The organism is Alistipes indistinctus YIT 12060, from assembly GCF_025144995.1.
GTDB lineage: Bacteria > Bacteroidota > Bacteroidia > Bacteroidales > Rikenellaceae > Alistipes_A > Alistipes_A indistinctus.
On record NZ_CP102250.1, the window covers coordinates 1,673,094 to 1,690,369 of the forward strand.

At 54.1% G+C, this 17,276-nt stretch carries 15 protein-coding genes; 10 read left to right on the top strand and 5 right to left on the bottom strand.

The window, feature by feature from the left end; genetic code table 11:
- Nucleotides 1-4: 4 nt before the first annotated feature.
- Nucleotides 5-1,006 carry a GGGtGRT protein gene (locus NQ495_RS07100; protein WP_009133643.1) on the top strand — a complete coding sequence of 334 codons (1,002 nt, stop codon included), beginning with the start codon at nucleotides 5-7 and terminating at the stop codon, nucleotides 1,004-1,006.
- A gap of 356 nt (nucleotides 1,007-1,362) precedes the next feature.
- Entirely contained in the window at nucleotides 1,363-3,519 is a 2,157-nt protein-coding gene (locus tag NQ495_RS07105; RefSeq protein ID WP_009133642.1) for an elongation factor G, read from the top strand.
- A 131-nt stretch (nucleotides 3,520-3,650) separates the two neighbouring features.
- Here the strand turns inward: NQ495_RS07105 and NQ495_RS07110 are convergent, their stop codons facing one another.
- The 4 genes from NQ495_RS07110 to NQ495_RS11825 form a co-directional block, all read right to left on the bottom strand.
- A complete protein-coding gene (locus tag NQ495_RS07110; protein ID WP_009133641.1) occupies nucleotides 3,651-4,964 on the bottom strand; it encodes an aspartate kinase in 1,314 nt (437 codons plus the stop codon).
- 149 nt (nucleotides 4,965-5,113) lie between these two features.
- Nucleotides 5,114-6,427: a UDP-N-acetylglucosamine 1-carboxyvinyltransferase gene (gene murA / locus NQ495_RS07115; RefSeq protein ID WP_009133640.1), complete on the bottom strand. Its 1,314-nt coding sequence runs from the start codon at nucleotides 6,425-6,427 to the stop codon at nucleotides 5,114-5,116.
- A gap of 228 nt (nucleotides 6,428-6,655) precedes the next feature.
- A complete protein-coding gene (locus tag NQ495_RS11820; RefSeq protein WP_009133639.1) occupies nucleotides 6,656-7,354 on the bottom strand; it encodes a sigma-54 interaction domain-containing protein in 699 nt (232 codons plus the stop codon).
- Nucleotides 7,302-7,874 (bottom strand): response regulator, encoded by a 573-nt coding sequence (locus NQ495_RS11825; RefSeq protein ID WP_009133638.1) that lies wholly within the window; start codon nucleotides 7,872-7,874, stop codon nucleotides 7,302-7,304. The genes NQ495_RS11820 and NQ495_RS11825 overlap by 53 nt, the downstream gene beginning before the upstream one ends.
- Nucleotides 7,875-8,200: 326 nt before the next feature.
- On the opposite strand from NQ495_RS11825, the gene NQ495_RS07125 reads away from it, so the two are divergent.
- From NQ495_RS07125 to NQ495_RS07160, 8 genes are all read left to right on the top strand, one after another.
- Nucleotides 8,201-8,881 (top strand): DUF4290 domain-containing protein, encoded by a 681-nt coding sequence (locus NQ495_RS07125; protein WP_009133637.1) that lies wholly within the window; start codon nucleotides 8,201-8,203, stop codon nucleotides 8,879-8,881.
- A gap of 75 nt (nucleotides 8,882-8,956) precedes the next feature.
- Nucleotides 8,957-9,412, top strand: a complete 456-nt coding sequence (gene smpB, locus NQ495_RS07130) for an SsrA-binding protein (protein ID WP_009133636.1) — start codon at nucleotides 8,957-8,959, stop codon at nucleotides 9,410-9,412.
- Between the two features lie 9 nt (nucleotides 9,413-9,421).
- Nucleotides 9,422-11,548: an Ig-like domain-containing protein gene (locus NQ495_RS07135; protein WP_009133635.1), complete on the top strand. Its 2,127-nt coding sequence runs from the start codon at nucleotides 9,422-9,424 to the stop codon at nucleotides 11,546-11,548.
- A 5-nt stretch (nucleotides 11,549-11,553) separates the two neighbouring features.
- On the top strand, nucleotides 11,554-12,855 hold the full coding sequence (locus NQ495_RS07140; protein ID WP_187118319.1) for a porin family protein: 1,302 nt from the start codon (nucleotides 11,554-11,556) through the stop codon (nucleotides 12,853-12,855).
- Between the two features lie 12 nt (nucleotides 12,856-12,867).
- A complete protein-coding gene (gene rbfA / locus NQ495_RS07145) occupies nucleotides 12,868-13,218 on the top strand; it encodes a 30S ribosome-binding factor RbfA (RefSeq protein WP_009133633.1) in 351 nt (116 codons plus the stop codon).
- Nucleotides 13,219-13,221: 3 nt separating this feature from the next.
- Nucleotides 13,222-14,442: an ABC transporter permease gene (locus NQ495_RS07150; protein WP_009133632.1), complete on the top strand. Its 1,221-nt coding sequence runs from the start codon at nucleotides 13,222-13,224 to the stop codon at nucleotides 14,440-14,442.
- A gap of 2 nt (nucleotides 14,443-14,444) precedes the next feature.
- Nucleotides 14,445-15,398 carry a hypothetical protein gene (locus tag NQ495_RS07155; RefSeq protein WP_009133631.1) on the top strand — a complete coding sequence of 318 codons (954 nt, stop codon included), beginning with the start codon at nucleotides 14,445-14,447 and terminating at the stop codon, nucleotides 15,396-15,398.
- Nucleotides 15,298-16,449: an amidohydrolase family protein gene (locus tag NQ495_RS07160; RefSeq protein ID WP_040294170.1), complete on the top strand. Its 1,152-nt coding sequence runs from the start codon at nucleotides 15,298-15,300 to the stop codon at nucleotides 16,447-16,449. The genes NQ495_RS07155 and NQ495_RS07160 overlap by 101 nt, the downstream gene beginning before the upstream one ends.
- 148 nt (nucleotides 16,450-16,597) lie before the next feature.
- On the opposite strand, the gene NQ495_RS07165 is transcribed toward NQ495_RS07160, so the two are convergent.
- On the bottom strand, nucleotides 16,598-17,182 hold the full coding sequence (locus NQ495_RS07165) for a nucleotidyltransferase domain-containing protein (protein WP_009133629.1): 585 nt from the start codon (nucleotides 17,180-17,182) through the stop codon (nucleotides 16,598-16,600).
- Nucleotides 17,183-17,276 lie beyond the last annotated feature (94 nt).

The window sequence follows — 17,276 nt, forward strand, 5'->3', positions numbered from 1 at the left end:
TATAATGGCTAATTTATTTGAAAGTTACGAGCGCCGCATCGACCAGATCAACGCCGCGCTTGCCAAATACGGCATCAAAAACCTCGAAGAGGCTAAAGCCATCTGCGAGGCCAAGGGGATCGACCCTTACAAAATGTGCGAAGAGACACAGCCGATCTGCTTTGAAAACGCCAAATGGGCCTATGTGGCCGGTGCCGCGATCGCCATCAAAAAAGGCTGTAAAAACGCAGCCGACGCTGCCGAGGCCATCGGTGAAGGCCTGCAGGCCTTCTGCATCCCCGGCTCTGTAGCCGACGACCGCAAAGTGGGTATCGGCCACGGTAACCTGGCTGCCCGCCTGCTGCGCGAAGAGACGCAGTGTTTCGCATTCCTGGCCGGGCACGAATCGTTCGCCGCCGCCGAAGGCGCAATCAAGATCGCCGAAATGGCCAACAAAGTACGCAAGCAACCGCTGCGCGTGATCCTGAACGGTTTGGGCAAAGATGCGGCGATGATCATTTCGCGTATCAACGGTTTTACCTATGTCCAGACTGAATTCGACTACGCTACCGGCAAACTGAACATCGTCAAGGAAACGCCTTATTCGAAAGGTCTGCGTGCGAAAGTACGCTGCTACGGCGCGGATGACGTGCGCGAAGGCGTAGCCGTCATGCACAAAGAGGGTGTGGACGTATCGATCACCGGTAACTCGACCAACCCGACCCGTTTCCAGCATCCGGTAGCCGGCACCTATAAAAAGGAGTGCACCGAACTGGGTAAAAAATATTTCTCGGTCGCTTCGGGCGGCGGTACGGGCCGCACCCTGCATCCCGACAACATGGCTGCCGGTCCCGCTTCGTACGGTATGACCGACACGATGGGCCGCATGCACTCGGACGCTCAGTTCGCAGGCTCTTCGTCGGTTCCCGCACACGTAGAGATGATGGGTTTCCTCGGCATGGGCAACAACCCGATGGTCGGCGCTTCGGTAGCCGTAGCCGTGGCCGTAGAAGAGGCTATGAAATAAACCTCTGATTTTAACCGACACTATGAAAACCGGAAGCAGGAATCCTGCTTCCGGTTTTTTATCCCGCGTGTCGCATCTCGTACAGGTTCCGCTTACCGCAATCCGCACTTCCGGAACCAGCCCCGCGGTTGTGTATCCGCTGATATTTTTCCGGCCACCCCTGTTTTCCTGCCCGGTGAAAAAACAACGGTTTCACCCGTACAAAATGGATGGAGACTTTGCGATTTGTCGATATTTTATTTATATTTAGGGAGCTGTTTTTATCCGGGCGCCAACGCGACACTCCCGGTATCGTTTCGCCGGAGGCGCCTACGTTTCATCCAACATGCAACCGAAAACCCTAAAACGATAACCAGATGAAAACGTATCCTACCAACGAGATTAAAAACGTAGTCCTACTCGGCGCCTCGGGCTCGGGGAAGACCACCCTGGCCGAGGCGATGGCATTCGACGGCAAAGTAATCGACCGCAGGGGCTCGATCGAAACCGACAGCACGCTGTCGGACTACACCGACATCGAACACATCTACAAGCGGTCGATCTATCCGACGCTTCTGTTCGCCGAATACAACGGATACAAACTCAACATTATCGACACTCCGGGCGCTGACGACTTCTGCGGCGGCCTTTTCTCGGCTTTCAAGGTAGCCGACGTCGGCGTCATGCTGATCAATGCGCAGAACGGCTTCGAAGTGGGTTCCGAAATCCAGGCCCGCTATGCCCGCTCGCACGACAAACCGATCATCGCGGTAATCAACCAGCTCGACAGCGAGAAAGCTTCGTGGGAGGCTTCGCTCGATTCGATCCGCGCCGCATCGCAGGTAACGCCCGTCGTGGTGCAATATCCGGTAAACCCCGGCCCGGATTTCAACGCCTTTATCGACGTCCTGTTGATGAAGATGTATAAATTCAAAGGCGATACGGGCATCCGCGAAGAGCTCGATATTCCGGCCGAAGAGATGGAACGCGCGACGGAACTGAACCGCATCCTGACCGAAGCGGCCGCTGAGAATGACGAAGCGCTGATGGAGCTCTATTTTGAAAAAGGAGTGCTGACACAGGACGAACTTCGCTCCGGCCTGAAACTGGGCCTTGCCAAACGCGACCTGATTCCGGTATTCTGCGCGTCGGGCAAACGCGATATCGGTGCGAAGCGGCTGATGGAATTCATCATCAACGTAGCTCCCGGACCGCTCAAAGCGCCCAATTTCGTTACGGTGGACGGCCGCGAAATCGAGCCCGACAGCAACGGACCGACGGCATTGTTCGTCTTCAAAACCACCGTCGAACCCCACTTGGGCGAGGTGACCTATTTCCGGGTGGTTTCGGGCAAGGTGACCGAAGGTATGGAGCTGGTCAACTCGAAGACGGGCAACAAAGAGAAGATCTCGCAACTATTCGCCGTGGCAGGCAAAAACCGTGTAAAAGTGACTGAAATGATGGCCGGCGATATCGGCTGCACCGTCAAACTCAAAGGCACCCGCACGAACCAAACCCTTTCGACACCCGGTTCGAACATCGAAATCGATCCGATTCGCTTCCCGGAACCGCGTTACCGCGTAGCGGTCAAAGCCGTCAAAACGGGCGAAGACGAAAAACTGGGCGAACTGCTCAACCGCGCCAATTTCGAGGATCCGACCATCCTCGTGGAGTACTCCAAGGAGCTCAAACAGATCATCCTGCAGGGGCAGGGCGAACACCACCTCAACATCCTCAAATGGCAATTGGCCAACATCAATAAAATGGAGGTGGAGTACTTCGCACCGAAAATTCCGTTCCGCGAAACGATCACTAAAGTGGCCGCAGCCAATTACAGGCACAAAAAACAATCGGGCGGAGCCGGACAATTCGGCGAAGTATGGCTCGTAATCGAACCTTACCAGGAAGGGATGCCCGAACCATCGAAATTCAAGATCGACGGCAAAGAGTTGCAGGTAAATATCAAAAGCAAGGAAGAGGTCGCTCTCGACTGGGGCGGCAAACTGGTTTTCTACAGTGCTATTGTCGGCGGAGCGATCGACGCCCGCTTCCTGCCCGCGATCCTCAAAGGTATCATGGAAAAGATGGAGGAGGGGCCGCTGACGGGTTCGTATGCCCGCGATATCCGCGTTGTGGTATACGACGGTAAGATGCACCCGGTCGATTCAAACGAATTGTCCTTCAAACTGGCGGGCCGCAATGCGTTTAAAGAGGCCTTCAAAAAAGCCGGGGCGAAGATTATGGAACCGATCTACAGCGTCGAGATCCTCGTTCCGTCGGACAAAATGGGCGACGTGATGAGCGACCTGCAGAACCGCCGTGCGATGATCGAGGGCATGAGCAGCGACAAGGGATTCGAACGCCTCGTGGCACGCGTTCCGCTTTCGGAAATGTACCGCTACTCGACTACGCTGAATTCGCTGACCAATGGCCGCGCTACCTATTCGATGAAATTTTCTTCCTACGAACAGGTCCCGGCAGAAGTACAGGATAAACTGCTCAAGGCTTACGCCGATACAGACAAGGACGAATAACTCCCTTTGCCTCCAAACAAAAACCTGCAACTCCCCCCCGAGTTGCAGGTTTTTCATTAACCTTCAGCACCTTTGCCCAACAAGTCGCCCTTGAAATCCGGCAAGCTATAGAGCGGCAACCGAAAAAAATATCATTTTGCGACAACGGCGCTGACACCGGACAAACCGGCCAGCCGCACGACACGCATCGTCCGCCGGGTCTTCTGCACCAGGTAAACTCCTTCGGCACCGGCGAACCGGCGGTAAGACGCATCATCGTAACCCCTTACCGTCAGCAGCTCCATTCCTTTGTTATAAACGACCCTAAAGCCTGTCTGCAACGTATCGACCACCCGCTCCAGATAGCGCGAATCGTCGACACAGAGGCTCAGGTTGACTGCCGAACTCTGGATCAGGTTAATCTTCTGGCGGTATTGGTTAAAGACGCTGAAAATCTCGGGCAACGATTCGTCCAGCACGAAAGAGAAATCCTTGGGACGGATCGAAATCAACACCTGCCGCTGCTTGAGGATCAGGATCGGCACCCCGATGGGAGTGTCGATCCGGCCGCAAATAAGCGTCCCGGCGTGATCCGGTGCGAGGAACGGTTTGACATACAACGGAATCCCCTTATTTTGTAAAGGCTTAATCGTTTTGGGATGAATCACCTGCGCACCGCTGTAAGCCAATTCGATCGCATCGAGATACGTGAGCTGCGGAATGTGAACCGCATCGCTGAAAAGCCTCGGATCGGCGTTCAGTACCCCCTCGACATCTTTCCAGATCGTTACGCTGTCGGCACCGAGGATATAGCCTGCCATCGCGGCCGAATAATCCGAGCCCTCCCGCCCGAGCGTCGTCGGACAGCCGCCGGGCGTCGCACCGATAAATCCCTGCGCGACAAAGACCTGCTCGGGAAACGCATCAACCGCCTGGCGCAACAAAAGCGTCGAACGGTCGACATTGATATTGGCCTCGCGGTGACGGCTGTCGGTCACAAAACAACGGCGCATATCGAGCCAGCGATTCGGCACCCCCTGCGCCGCAAGATATCCGGATACGATCGTCGTCGAGATCAATTCGCCATAACTGACGATCCGGTCGTACCAACTGTCGTAATCATCCCGTTTAGAGGCTGCCGCAAGTAAACCTCCGAGTTCGGAAAACAATGCTCCCACCCGGTTCGTACCGGCACTGATCCCATCGGCTGAGAAATCCTCTCCCTGATGAAGCAGTCCTGCCATAATTTCCCGGTGATATTGCTCGATTTCATGCAATCGGTCCAGTGCCGACGCAGTATTGCCGCCGATAAAATCTTCGAGTACCAACTCCAACGCATTGGTCGTTTTGCCCATTGCCGACACGACAATGAACAGCGCTCCTTGCTCGCCTTTTACGATACGGCAAAGATTAGCCACCCCTTCCGCAGAGCGGACCGATGCGCCGCCGAACTTATATATTTTCATGCTTCTGTTGACACATTAAGCCGGAAAGATTCCGAACATTCTCACGCGAACCCGATCACTTCGTTCCCGCACCCAATCGCAGGCAGATCCATTCCTGATCGGAAAGTCGGAGCTCGGATACCGACATCAAAAGTAGAACGCCGCCAGGATCAGCAACCGTCCAGCCGTTTGATTTTTGCCCCCAACGCATTGAGGCGTCCGTCTATATTCTGATAACCCCGGTCGATCTGTTCGACATTCTGGATCACGGAACGGCCGTCTGCCGACATTGCAGCGATCAACAGCGCGACACCTGCCCGGATATCAGGCGAAGTCATCCGTGTCGCACGCAAACGTACTTTCCGGTCATGCCCGATGACCGTCGCACGGTGCGGATCGCACAGGATAATCTGCGCGCCCATGTCGATCAGTTTATCGACGAAAAAGAGACGGCTCTCGAACATCTTTTGGTGGATTAGCACCGAACCTTTAGCCTGGGTAGCCACCACGAGGAATACCGACAGCAGATCGGGCGTCAATCCCGGCCAGGTCGCATCGGCAATGGTCATAATCGATCCGTCAATGAAACTTTCGATCTCATAATGGTCTTGCCGGGGAATATAGATGTCATCGCCCCGCTGCTCGAACCGGATTCCCATCCGGGCGAACTGTGCCGGGATAATCCCCAGATTGTCGAACGAAACGTTCTTAATCGTAATCTCGCTCTGGGTCATCGCGGCCATGCCGATAAAACTGCCCACCTCGATCATATCGGGCAGCAGCGTATGCTCGGTACCGTGTAACTCCTTCACTCCCTCGATCGTAAGCAGGTTGGAGGCAATGCCCGAAATGCGCGCGCCCATCCGGTTCAGCATTCGGCAGAGCTGTTGCACATAAGGTTCGCACGCCGCGTTGTAAATCGTCGTCGTTCCTTCAGCCATCACGGCGGCCATCACAATATTGGCCGTACCGGTCACGGACGCCTCGTCGAGAAGCATATAGCAACCGCGCAGGGGTTTGCCCTCAACGCTGTAAAAACAGGTTCCCGTATCGAAGTCGAACCGTGCGCCCAATTTCTGGAATCCGATAAAATGGGTATCGAGACGGCGGCGGCCGATCTTGTCACCGCCCGGTTTGGGAATATACCCTTCGCCGAACCGTGCCAGCAGCGGCCCGATAATCATCACCGATCCGCGCAAGCGGGCCGCACGCTTCCGGTAATCTTCACTTTGCAGGTAGCCGAAATCGATCTCACGCGCCTCGAACGTATAGGTATCCTCGGCCGGGTGTCCGACTTTCACCCCCATCTTCTCAAGCAACTCGATCAGTTGCAGAACATCGACAATTGCGGGCACATTGCGCACCGTTACCTTCTCCGGGGTCAGCAACGTGGCACACAGAATTTGCAACGCTTCGTTTTTGGCCCCCTGAGGAGTAATTTCGCCGTGCAACGGCGCCCCGCCTTCTACTTCGAATGTAGCCATATGGAATTGTATCTGATTTTCTCCGTTTTGTTTTCAAAGATAAAAATTAATACACAATGTACAATGCTCCGGACTCCGTTTAGCCACCGCGAAAGTAATAACGAGAGCGGAGGCCTGTCCGGCCTCCGCTCTCGTTATTTCATATTTTAATAAACTACAAAAATAGATTTTGGTAACGTGCAATATTGTAAATGTCTCTGCAAACTGTCGTCCTGCTGATTTTACGGATTAAAAGGTCCCTACGGCATAAGTATTCACGTCTTCCAACGTAATGGTTTTATCACTGAGGATAATCAGCCGTTCGACCACGTTGCGCAGTTCGCGGATATTGCCCGGCCACTCCATACCGCAAAGCTCATCCAACGCCTTAGGTTCGATCTTTTTCTGTTCCATGCCGTATTCGGCACATATCTTTTGAATGAAGTAATCGGTCAGTGCGGGAATATCCTCGGCCCGTTCTTTCAGGGTCGGAACCCGTACGACGATCACACTCAACCGGTGATAGAGGTCTTCACGAAAATTACCCAACTCGATCTCGTGCCGCAGATTTTTGTTCGTTGCGGCGACTACCCGGACATTGACTTCGATATCCTTGTCGCTGCCGACCCGGCAAATCCGATTCTCCTGCAAAGCACGCAACACTTTGGCCTGGGCCGAAAGGCTCATATCGCCGATCTCGTCCAGGAAGAGCGTTCCGCCGTCAGCCTGCTCGAATTTCCCCTTGCGTTGCTTGATCGCCGAAGTAAACGCCCCCTTTTCATGCCCGAACAATTCGCTTTCGATCAGTTCGGAAGGAATAGCCGCACAATTGACCTCGATGAACGGGCCTCCTGCACGGCGACTCTGATCGTGCAGCGCATGCGCCACCAGCTCCTTACCGGTACCGTTCGCGCCGAGCACCAACACCCGTGCGTCCGAAAGCGCCACTCATACCTTTCGAGGTCCCGACCATGGCATCGCTCTGCGAAGGCTGTACCCTCTGGCGAACCGCCCGCTGAAATTGCGCATCGTCACCAGCAGCGACAGCGGGTTTATTCCCTGTATTTACCTCTGGTCCAGAAGATTGTTTTGTGGCACGATTTTGGCTTTTAACCTGTAAAGAATCGCGGATCGAATTGAGCAGTTTATTCAGATCGATCGGTTTTTCGATATAATCGTATGCACCGCGACGGATGCAATCGATGGCTACATCCAAACCTTTGAGTTTGGAGAGCATGATAACGGGCAAGTCGGGACAAGAATCATGTGCGACCGAAAGGAGGTCCAACGCATCTTTCTCCGGCAGAGAAATGTCGCAAAGCATGACGTCAAAAGCGCTGCGTTCGAGTTTGCCGGTCGCTTCAGAGCGTGACTGAGCAGTATCTACAACGTAACCTTCGTATTCCAATCTTTCCTTGAGCGTACTGCGTATAACGCGTTCCGCATCTACTATCAATACGTTTGTCATTTTTTTATAAGATATTAGATATACTTGAATATAAAATGTCGTTCCGAAAATCCGTTTGTTTGGCAATTCAAAAAATTGCTCTATATTTGCCTTTGAATACCCGGAATCATAATGCAATCCGGGTCTAATATACAAAACATTTCTACAATTTGCTAATTACCGTCGGTTTTCATTTCTGACACTCCGGCGCCGGCATCAACCCTAACAGACACACCAAACCGTCCTTTCGCAACAGAAACAGGCCTTTTTAAAGCATCGTTTGCCTGCCAGGGGCTTTTGCAGCACGTTTTTTCAATGCCGCAAAAAGCGGACCTTTACAATCCTTTATGGAAAAAAATTACAATTTTGAGCGCAAGAAGCTAATGCTTCCGGAATATGGGCGCCATATCCATCAGATGGTGGACTATCTTTGTACAATCGAAGACCGGACCGTGCGTAACGAACAAGCGCACGTCGTCGTCGAGGTAATGGGCAATATCAATCCCGTATTGCGGGATGCGGCCGATTTCAAGCATAAACTGTGGGACCATCTCTTCATCATGTCCGATTTCATGCTCGACGTCGACTCGCCTTATCCGATGCCCGACCGGCAAACGCTGCATCCCAAACCCGACAAAATCGAATACCCCAGCAAGCGGATCGTCCATAAACACTACGGTAAAAATATCGAGCGCATGCTCTCCGCACTGAAAGACATTCCCGACGAGCAGGCCCGTAAAGCGATCGCTTCGAATATCGCCAAATACATGCGGACCAAATCATTCGAATACAACCAAGAGTACCCCAACAATGACATTATCCTGAAAGACATACGAAAAATGTCCGAAGGAGCGGTCGAGTTGACCGAAGATAATATCAACAGAGGCCGAACGGAATACAAACAAGCCCAAACAAACAATCGAACCCGTAAGAGTTTTTCGCAGGGTAACCGCCCCAATATCAAAAACAACGGCAAGACCAACAAACAGGGGAGCAAGCGCTGGCAAAACCGGACCCAATATAAATAGCGGGGGTAGGCATTTCAATCTATTTTATTAATTTTGCGGAACGGCGTCCGTACACCGTCTTACCCCGGCTGATTCATGTCTGATTACCGCAACATATCGATTCGCAACAAACGCGCGACCTACGATTTCGAGATCCTCGACACTTACATCGCCGGAATCGTGCTTACCGGAACGGAGATCAAGTCGCTGCGCCTGGGCAAAGCATCGCTCACCGACTGCTATTGCTATTTTCATAACGGCGAGCTCTTCGTACGTGGCATGAACATCGCCGAATACCACTGGGGCACCTACAACAACCACATACCCAAACGCGACCGTAAGTTACTGCTCAACCGCAAGGAGCTCGTCAAACTGCAGCGTTCCCTGCAAGATAAAGGACTGAGTGTCGTCGGACTCAAGCTCTTCATCAACGAACGGGGGTTTGCCAAGCTGCAAATCGGTCTGGGAAAGGGCCGCAAAAGCTTTGACAAACGGGAGTACATCAAAGAGCGCGATTCCCGCAAAGAGATCGCCCAAGTGTTCCGCAAATAATCCCGCGCGATGAACCGAACCGAAATCAACCTTTGCAAAGGTTTTATCTATACCCTGCTGGCAGGCATGCTGGCCACCGCCGGATTATGGCGTTGCGCGCGGATTACACAGCCGCAGGGCGGCCCGAAAGACTCACTGCCGCCGGTTGTCATCACGATGACACCGGCATACGGCACTGTCGATTTCAAAGAGAAGAGGGTCTATATCGAATTCAACGAATACGTACAGCTCAAGGATCAGCAAAAGGAGTTTTACACCTCTCCTTTCATGAAAAAGACACCGCTCGTCTCGCTCAGGGGACGCGGCATCCAGGTCGACATCAAGGATACCTTGCTGCCGAACCAAACCTACTCGCTCAATTTCGGCCGCAGTGTGGCCGACAACAACGAAGGCAACCCCTACACGGGACTGCGTTATGTCTTTTCGACCGGTTCCGAAATAGATTCGTTGATGATGTCGGGCTATTCGGTGGATGCCTACACGAGCGATACGGTGGGCAACGTATTCCTTTTGTTTTACGACCCGAAAGCGGATTCGGTACCCGAACGGGACTCGACCGTATTCCAATCCAAGCCGCTGGCCGTCGGCCGGGCATTCCCCAACGGCATCTTCCTGGTCGAGAACCTCAAACCGATGGATTACCGCGTCTATGCGCTCGAAGACAACAACGGCAACCGGCAATACGAAGCGGGCGTCGACCGGATCGCATTTCTCGACAGCACCTACAATCCGGCCACGATGCCGGCTTTCGACATCTGGTACGATTCGTCGCGCATGTATTTGCAGGCCCAGCCGCAAATCCTGATGCGCATGTTCATGGACGAACCTTCGAAACGCCAAACCTATTCGAGTTCGGCCAGGCCGATGAAAAACAAGATACAGTTATACTTCACTGCACCACACCCAAAAATCGAAGAGCTTTCGTTCGACAGCATCGACCCGGGAGCCATCGTAACCGAATACCTCACGCCGAAACACGACAGCATGGAGCTGTGGTTCGACCTGTCGAAAATCGAGAAAATGCCCGATACGCTCAAAGGCAGGATCATCTACCACGGACACGATACGCTGAACAGGCTGAGGCTCGACACGGTACAGCTAAAGTTGGGCTGGAAAGCTCCGCCGGTCAAAGAGAGGAAAAAGCCCAAAGAGGGGGAACCCGAGGAAAAGTTACCGAATCCATTCTCGGTAAGTGTTACGCCGTCAGGTACGGTCAATCCGGAAAAGCACATCAAATTCGCTTTTTCGATGCCGTTGGCAATGGTGGACAGCAGTGCGATCGTACTGGAACAGATCCTGGACGACGAACCGGTCAAAGGAGCGAAACCACTGCCTCCTTCTTTAAAAAGGCCTTCCCAACCGGACGGACAGGATGGGAAGAATACACCCGCTAAGCCCCGTAAAACCAAACGGATTCCGCTCCATTTCACACAGGACACGCTGAAAATCCGCGAATGGACAATGAGCGCGGCATGGAAACCGGGCGCCAGATATTCGCTGTTGATCCCCGCAGAAACCTTCGTGAACGTCAACGGGGAAAAGAACGACACGATGCGAACCGAATTCAGTGTAGCCGACCCTGAAAAATTCGGGACTGTTCTGCTCAATATCCAGGGCAAAACTCCCGAAAGCGAATACATCGTGCAACTGCTCGACAATACGGGCAAAGTGACGCAGGAGCGGGCACACCTCACCACCGGCAAATATACTTTCCGGTACATCGATCCGGGAACGGTACGCATCAAAGTGATCGAAGACCTGAACGGAAACGGCAAATGGGATACCGGCTCCCTCACCGAACGGCGCCAGCCCGAACGGGTCGAACTCTTCGTCGGCCCCGACGGCAAAGAGGAGATCAATGCCAAGGAAAACTGGGAACTGGAGTTCGACGTCAACATGGACGAGTTATTTGCACCGATGACGATGGAACGCATGGATCAGCGCATCGGACGGCTCGAAGCGATTCGCCGCCAAAAGATGATGGAAGAGTGGGCCAAACGCAACCAGGACAAACAGCACAACCACTCCCACGGCAACACCAACACCGGAAATCAGGGCTACGGGAACCAGGGTTACGGCAATCAAGGCTACGGTACCCAGGGGTATGGGAATACCGGCTACAACAGCACTTATTGATGACGATGGGAACAATCTTGAAACGATACCGGCTTATTCTCTGCTGTGCCCTGCTGTTCATGTCGGGTGCAGGCAGCGCATCGGCACAACATTACATCGGCGTAATGGGCGGCTGGGGCGGTGGCTCGGCCCGTTTCAAGCCTGCTAAGGAGACCGGTTACGAATGGGGACTTTATTCCGGAGGTTTGTCTTACAAGTTTTACAGTGACACGAAATACGTCGGCGCAATCGAAATAGACCTGATGTTCACGCAAAAAGGATTCAATTACGACCTCGCATTCGAATCCGACGAGAGTTATCACCGCCAGATCAACGCCATCGAACTGCCGCTGATCTGGCAGCCGCATTTTTACCTGTTCCAGCGCCACGCAAGGTTTTTTATCAACCTCGGCATTCAGGTTTCGTACAACCTCAGTTCGACTTACAGCCGGGTATCGAAAACCACGGGCATACTCGAAAGCGGCAAGTATGCCATGCAACTCAACCGTGACAACCGTTTCGGTTACGGTCTCTGCGGGGGGGCCGGACTCGCTTTCCTGTTCGGGCAGCAACGCCGGTACGAATTCTCGGTCGAAGCGCGCTACGGGTTCGGCTACGGCGACATCTTGCGCAACGGGACCAAGTACAAGGGCAATCCCGACCGTTCACCGCTCGACAACATCAACGTATTCGCCGCATTCTACTACCGATTGGGTAAAGAGGGCATCCGTTCGGCCCCGAGCGCAGCGGCCCAGCAACGCATGGAACAGGAAGCCGCACGCCATACGCTGCGACGCCTGAACAAAATGCTCGACAAAGGCAAAATACCCGCCGACACCTTGTTGTTGCTGACACTGCCCCGCGACAGCGCCGGGAATATCCCGATCGATTCCACGACGATAGAAGCGGTACGCCTTTACCAGACTGCACCGTTCGTACCGGACACATTACAGGGCAAACCACAGTCCGACACACTCCAAACGCCCCAACCGACCGGCTCAAACAAAAGAAAATCACAACCAGGAAGCACGGCTCCGACCAACGGAACCGCTCCGGCGACCGGAAACGGGCAAGCCAATAATGCGATTCCGACAAACACCGCAACGGCGGGGAACGGGACCATGCAGCAAAACGGGGAAGCCGCGGGAACCGAAACTTCGGCAAAATCTTCGTCCCCGGCTACCACCGGGGCAAATTCAGCCGAAGAGATACAGCCATCGTCCTCTCCGCACAGCCTTTCCCCCGGGGAAAAGGCACCCCAACCCGCGGAACCTCCCCGATCGGGTTCTGACAATGGCATGGAAACTGCCGTTTTATCGGCATCTTAAAAACAAACGACCATGAACAACGAAATCGAATCGACCCGGCAACAGAAAATCGGCAGGCAAATCCTGCGCGACATGAGCGATATTTTCAGCAAAGAAGCCGCACCGCTGATAAAAGGCACGATGGTTTCCGTAACGCGTGTGCGGATGAGTCCCGATTTCTCACTGGCAAAGGTATACCTGAGCATTTTCCCGTTCGAACGGCACCCCGAAGTGATGAAGGTGCTCGAAGAGAATAATTGGATGATTCGCAAAGCACTCGGCATACGGGTTAAAAACCAACTGCGGATCGTCCCTGAACTGGCATTCTACCTCGACGACTCGCTCGAATACATCAGCGAAATAGACAAACTCCTCAAACAATAGCCCATGCCGCACCTCTCGCTGCTGTTCGCACGGAGATACCTGTTCTCGAAAAAATCACACTCGGTGATCAATGTCATTTCGGGGGTGAGTGCGGTGGCAGTTGCCGTTCCGGTCATGGCAATGGTGATCCTGCTGTCGGTGTTCAACGGCTTCGAGGGACTGATCCGCGACATGTATAAATCGTTCGACCCGGATATCCTCATAACGCCGTCGAGCGGCAAGGTATTCGACACCGATTCGGTACCTCAACAACGGCTCGCAGAGGTTCCCGGCGTCGAGGCATGGTCGTTCAGCCTCGAGGAAAACGCCCTGTTCGAATACCGCGACCGGCAATACATCGGAGTGATGCGCGGGGTGGACTCCCTCTTCGCAACCGTGGTTCCCATTGACAGTCTGCTTACCGAAGGACGCTACCGCCTGCGTTTCGGAGAATTGCCCGAAGCGTGCGTAGGGCAAGGCGTCGCTTACACGCTCGGCATCCGGACAAACTTCAACGACCCGATTTCGGTCTACGCCCCGCGCCGGGGACAGTTCTCGTCTTTACTGCCGCAAAGCATCTACCGCAAAGGCGAGCTCTTCCCGTCGGGCATCTTCGCACTCGAAGCGGAAGTAGACGATAAATACATGATCGTACCGCTGGATTGTGCCCAAAGGCTGCTCGACAACGAGGGTAAAGCGTCGTCGCTGGCGGTACGCCTGAGCGAAAATGCCGCACCGGAAACCGCCCGGACGGCTATTGCCGCACTGTTGGGCGACGGATTCAACGTGCAGACACGCTACCAGCAGAAAGCGGAATTTTACCGCATCATGATGTACGAGAAATGGGGTATTTATTTCATCATCCTACTCGTACTGATCGTCGCCTCGTTCTCACTGATCGGCTCGCTGGTCATGCTGATCATCGATAAACGCAAAGATATGCACACGCTGCTGACAATGGGAGCCGACATCCCGTTGCTCCGCAAAATCTTCGTTACAGAAGGCATGCTGGTCTACGGTATCGGTGCGGTCGGGGGCATGATCCTGGGCGTCGCACTCGCATTGGCCCAGCAGCACTGGGGATGGCTCAAACTCTCGGGACAGACATTCCTCATTGACGCTTACCCGGTGGAAGTGCACCTGAGCGACCTGCTGCTCGTCGCGATCTCCTTCACGGCGGTCAGCTACCTGATCTCGAAACTGACGGTGCTGTCGATGATCCCGCGCAGTGAAATAAGAAACTGACCATGACAACCTTATACGCCAAACCATTCCATAAGAAGATGAGACGGCTGTTCTGCCTGCTCGCGGCACTGCTGGTATTCGCGGCATGCGACAAACCCAAAAATATTCCGGACGATAAACTGACGGCCATCGTCGGCGACCTGTTTTTGGCAAACGCCTATTGGGACATCCACGGCGATTACCGGTTCATCCGCGACAGCATCGACATCTATTCGCCCATTTTTGAACAATACGGTTTCACCCCCAAGGATTTCATGTTTACCATCGAAAACCTTTCCAAACGCAAAAGCGTCAAATTCACCGACATACTGCAAGCTGCCCTCGACACACTGCAAGCAGGCGGAAGGCCCTGGTTCGACGCGATCGCACGCCGCGACAGCGTGAACAAGATCGCTGCGGAGCTTTTCAAAAAGCAGGTCTATTTCGATTCGCTGCCGCAACACTACACACGCCTGAGCCGGACCGAGGACAAACCGACCGTCAAACTGGCCGTCGAACCGGGAGAATACAGGATCGAATGGAGCTACGCGGTGGACACCTCAGACCGCAACCCGTACGTCCAATACATGCACCACCTCTCCGACAGCGCCGGACGCAAAAGTAATTATTCCTACCGCAGCTACACAAAGGGACAGCGCCGGAGAGAGACCGTCACCGTCAACGTAACGGGCAGTATCCCTTCCTGGCTTAACATCTACCCGGCCTACACGACCATCGCGGCCAATCAGGTCACGAACGTCACCATCGATTCGCTGCAGGTGACCCATTACATCCCGCAACAGCAGGCGATCGACTCCGTCACGCGCCGGATCATTTTCAAACCCGCCGTAGAAATCCCATCCACACCATCCGCACATGAGCCGTTTACGCAAAATATCGTCCCATTACGTCTGGACACCGCAGGGCTTTCTCTCCTCGGCGATTCTGTCGTTCGCTCCGGACGGAACGCTCGTTGAGATCGAAACTTCCGAACAGGTCGATTCGTGCGAGGGCGTGGAGTTCTTCAGCGGAGTGCTGATTCCGGGCTTTGTCAATGCACATTGCCATAGCGAACTCTCCTACCTGCGCGGGAAAATCGAACGCCGTCGCGGATTTGCGGGTTTCGCCGACAGTATCGCGCGGGTGCGCCACGAAGCGACACCCGAAGAACGGCTGGCCTCAGCCGCCTACTGGAACGCAAAAATGTATCAGGAGGGTATTACGGCGGTGGGGGACATCTGCAACGGGGCTTCGACCTTCCCGCTGAAGCAGAAGAGTCCGGTCTATTACCACAACTTTATCGAATATTTCGGATTGCAGACCACAGATTTCTCCCGGACGGATGCCGTCGCCGCAGAAGCCGCACAGCTGGGACTACCGCATTCGGCCACACCGCATTCGACCTATTCGTTGCAGGATAAACCCTTCCGCGAAATCGCACACCGCGACAATCCGCTCTCGATCCATTTTATGGAGAGCCCGGGCGAACAGGAGCTGTTCGAAGGCCGGGGGCGGTTGCATGCCCGAAACCTCGAATCAGGCATCGGGATCGATTTCACCGGTTACGGATCTCCGGCCAGCAGGATTGTCGCATCGGTTCCCCCGGATAAAAACATCCTGCTCATTCACAATACGTTTGTCGATGAAGAGGTGATTGACCGGATCGAGAGCCACTTCGAACCGGGCCGGGTCACCTGGGTACTCTGCCCGCGCTCGAATGATTTTATCGAAGGCGCGCATCCGCCGGCGACCCTGCTCCACAGAAAAGGGGTTCGTATAGCCATCGGTACGGACAGTCTCGCTTCCAACGAAACACTCTCCATGCCCGGCGAAATGAAACTGCTGCCCGAAATTTCGTTACACGACCGAATCCGCTGGGCAACCCTCACAGGAGCCGAAGCGCTCGGAATCGACTCCTGGGCGGGTAGTTTTACCCCCGGTAAACGTCCCGGAGCCATATTACTGACCGGAATCGATCTCGGGTCGATGACCCTGCGTACCGATGCAGCCAGCCGCAGAATTGTCTGAAAACGCACTTGGATTCAGTGACGACACCAAATGAAAACCGGGAACGCGCCGGCTCCTAATAATTCGGAGCAAATGGATAACCTTTTCTCCGGGAGGACATTCTCCCCCGGTTATTTCCTCGTTGTTCCCATCGAACGAATAGCCCCGGTCAGGGTATCCATTCGATAATCCGGTCCGCCGGTTGCTGCTTACGCCACTGCACGAAGGCGGGATAATCGGCGATCCCGTCCCGGATGACGGCCAGATAATACTCGATGCCCATGATCTTCTCATCGTCGGGGGTTTCGTATTTGAGCCGCAGGACCGTTTCCCGCTGCCGAGGCGTAATGACCGCTTCGATTCGTTCGGCCACTCGCTCGAAATAACCGTCGTAACGCGACCCCTTGACCAGGTGGATCATATCGACCTGCCACTCCTCACCCCCGTCGTCATACCAAAGGTGCCACTCGACACAAGCCTCCGGCGTATGCAACAGATTCGCCCCTTCAAACCTTTTCACGGCCGGATCGGCAACCAGCGCAGCCATCGCGGCAAAACTGTCGGAGAGCCTGAAAGGAGAGGAATAGATATGAAAATCGATGTCGCGGTGCTTCATCAACAAACCGGTTCTCAGCGAACCTACCAGATGCGCTTCGGCCCCAACGGCTTCCCAAGCCTCTACCACACGCAGTTTTGCAATAACTTCCCGGGCCTTACGCTGATTCGCTTCGGCCAGTGCGACAATATCCGTCATAATCGATTGTATTGATATAAAATAGATCGGTCAAACAGTCCGTGACGCAACGCCAGAAAACAAGCGTCGGTTCCAGAACAGGGCGGCAAAGGTA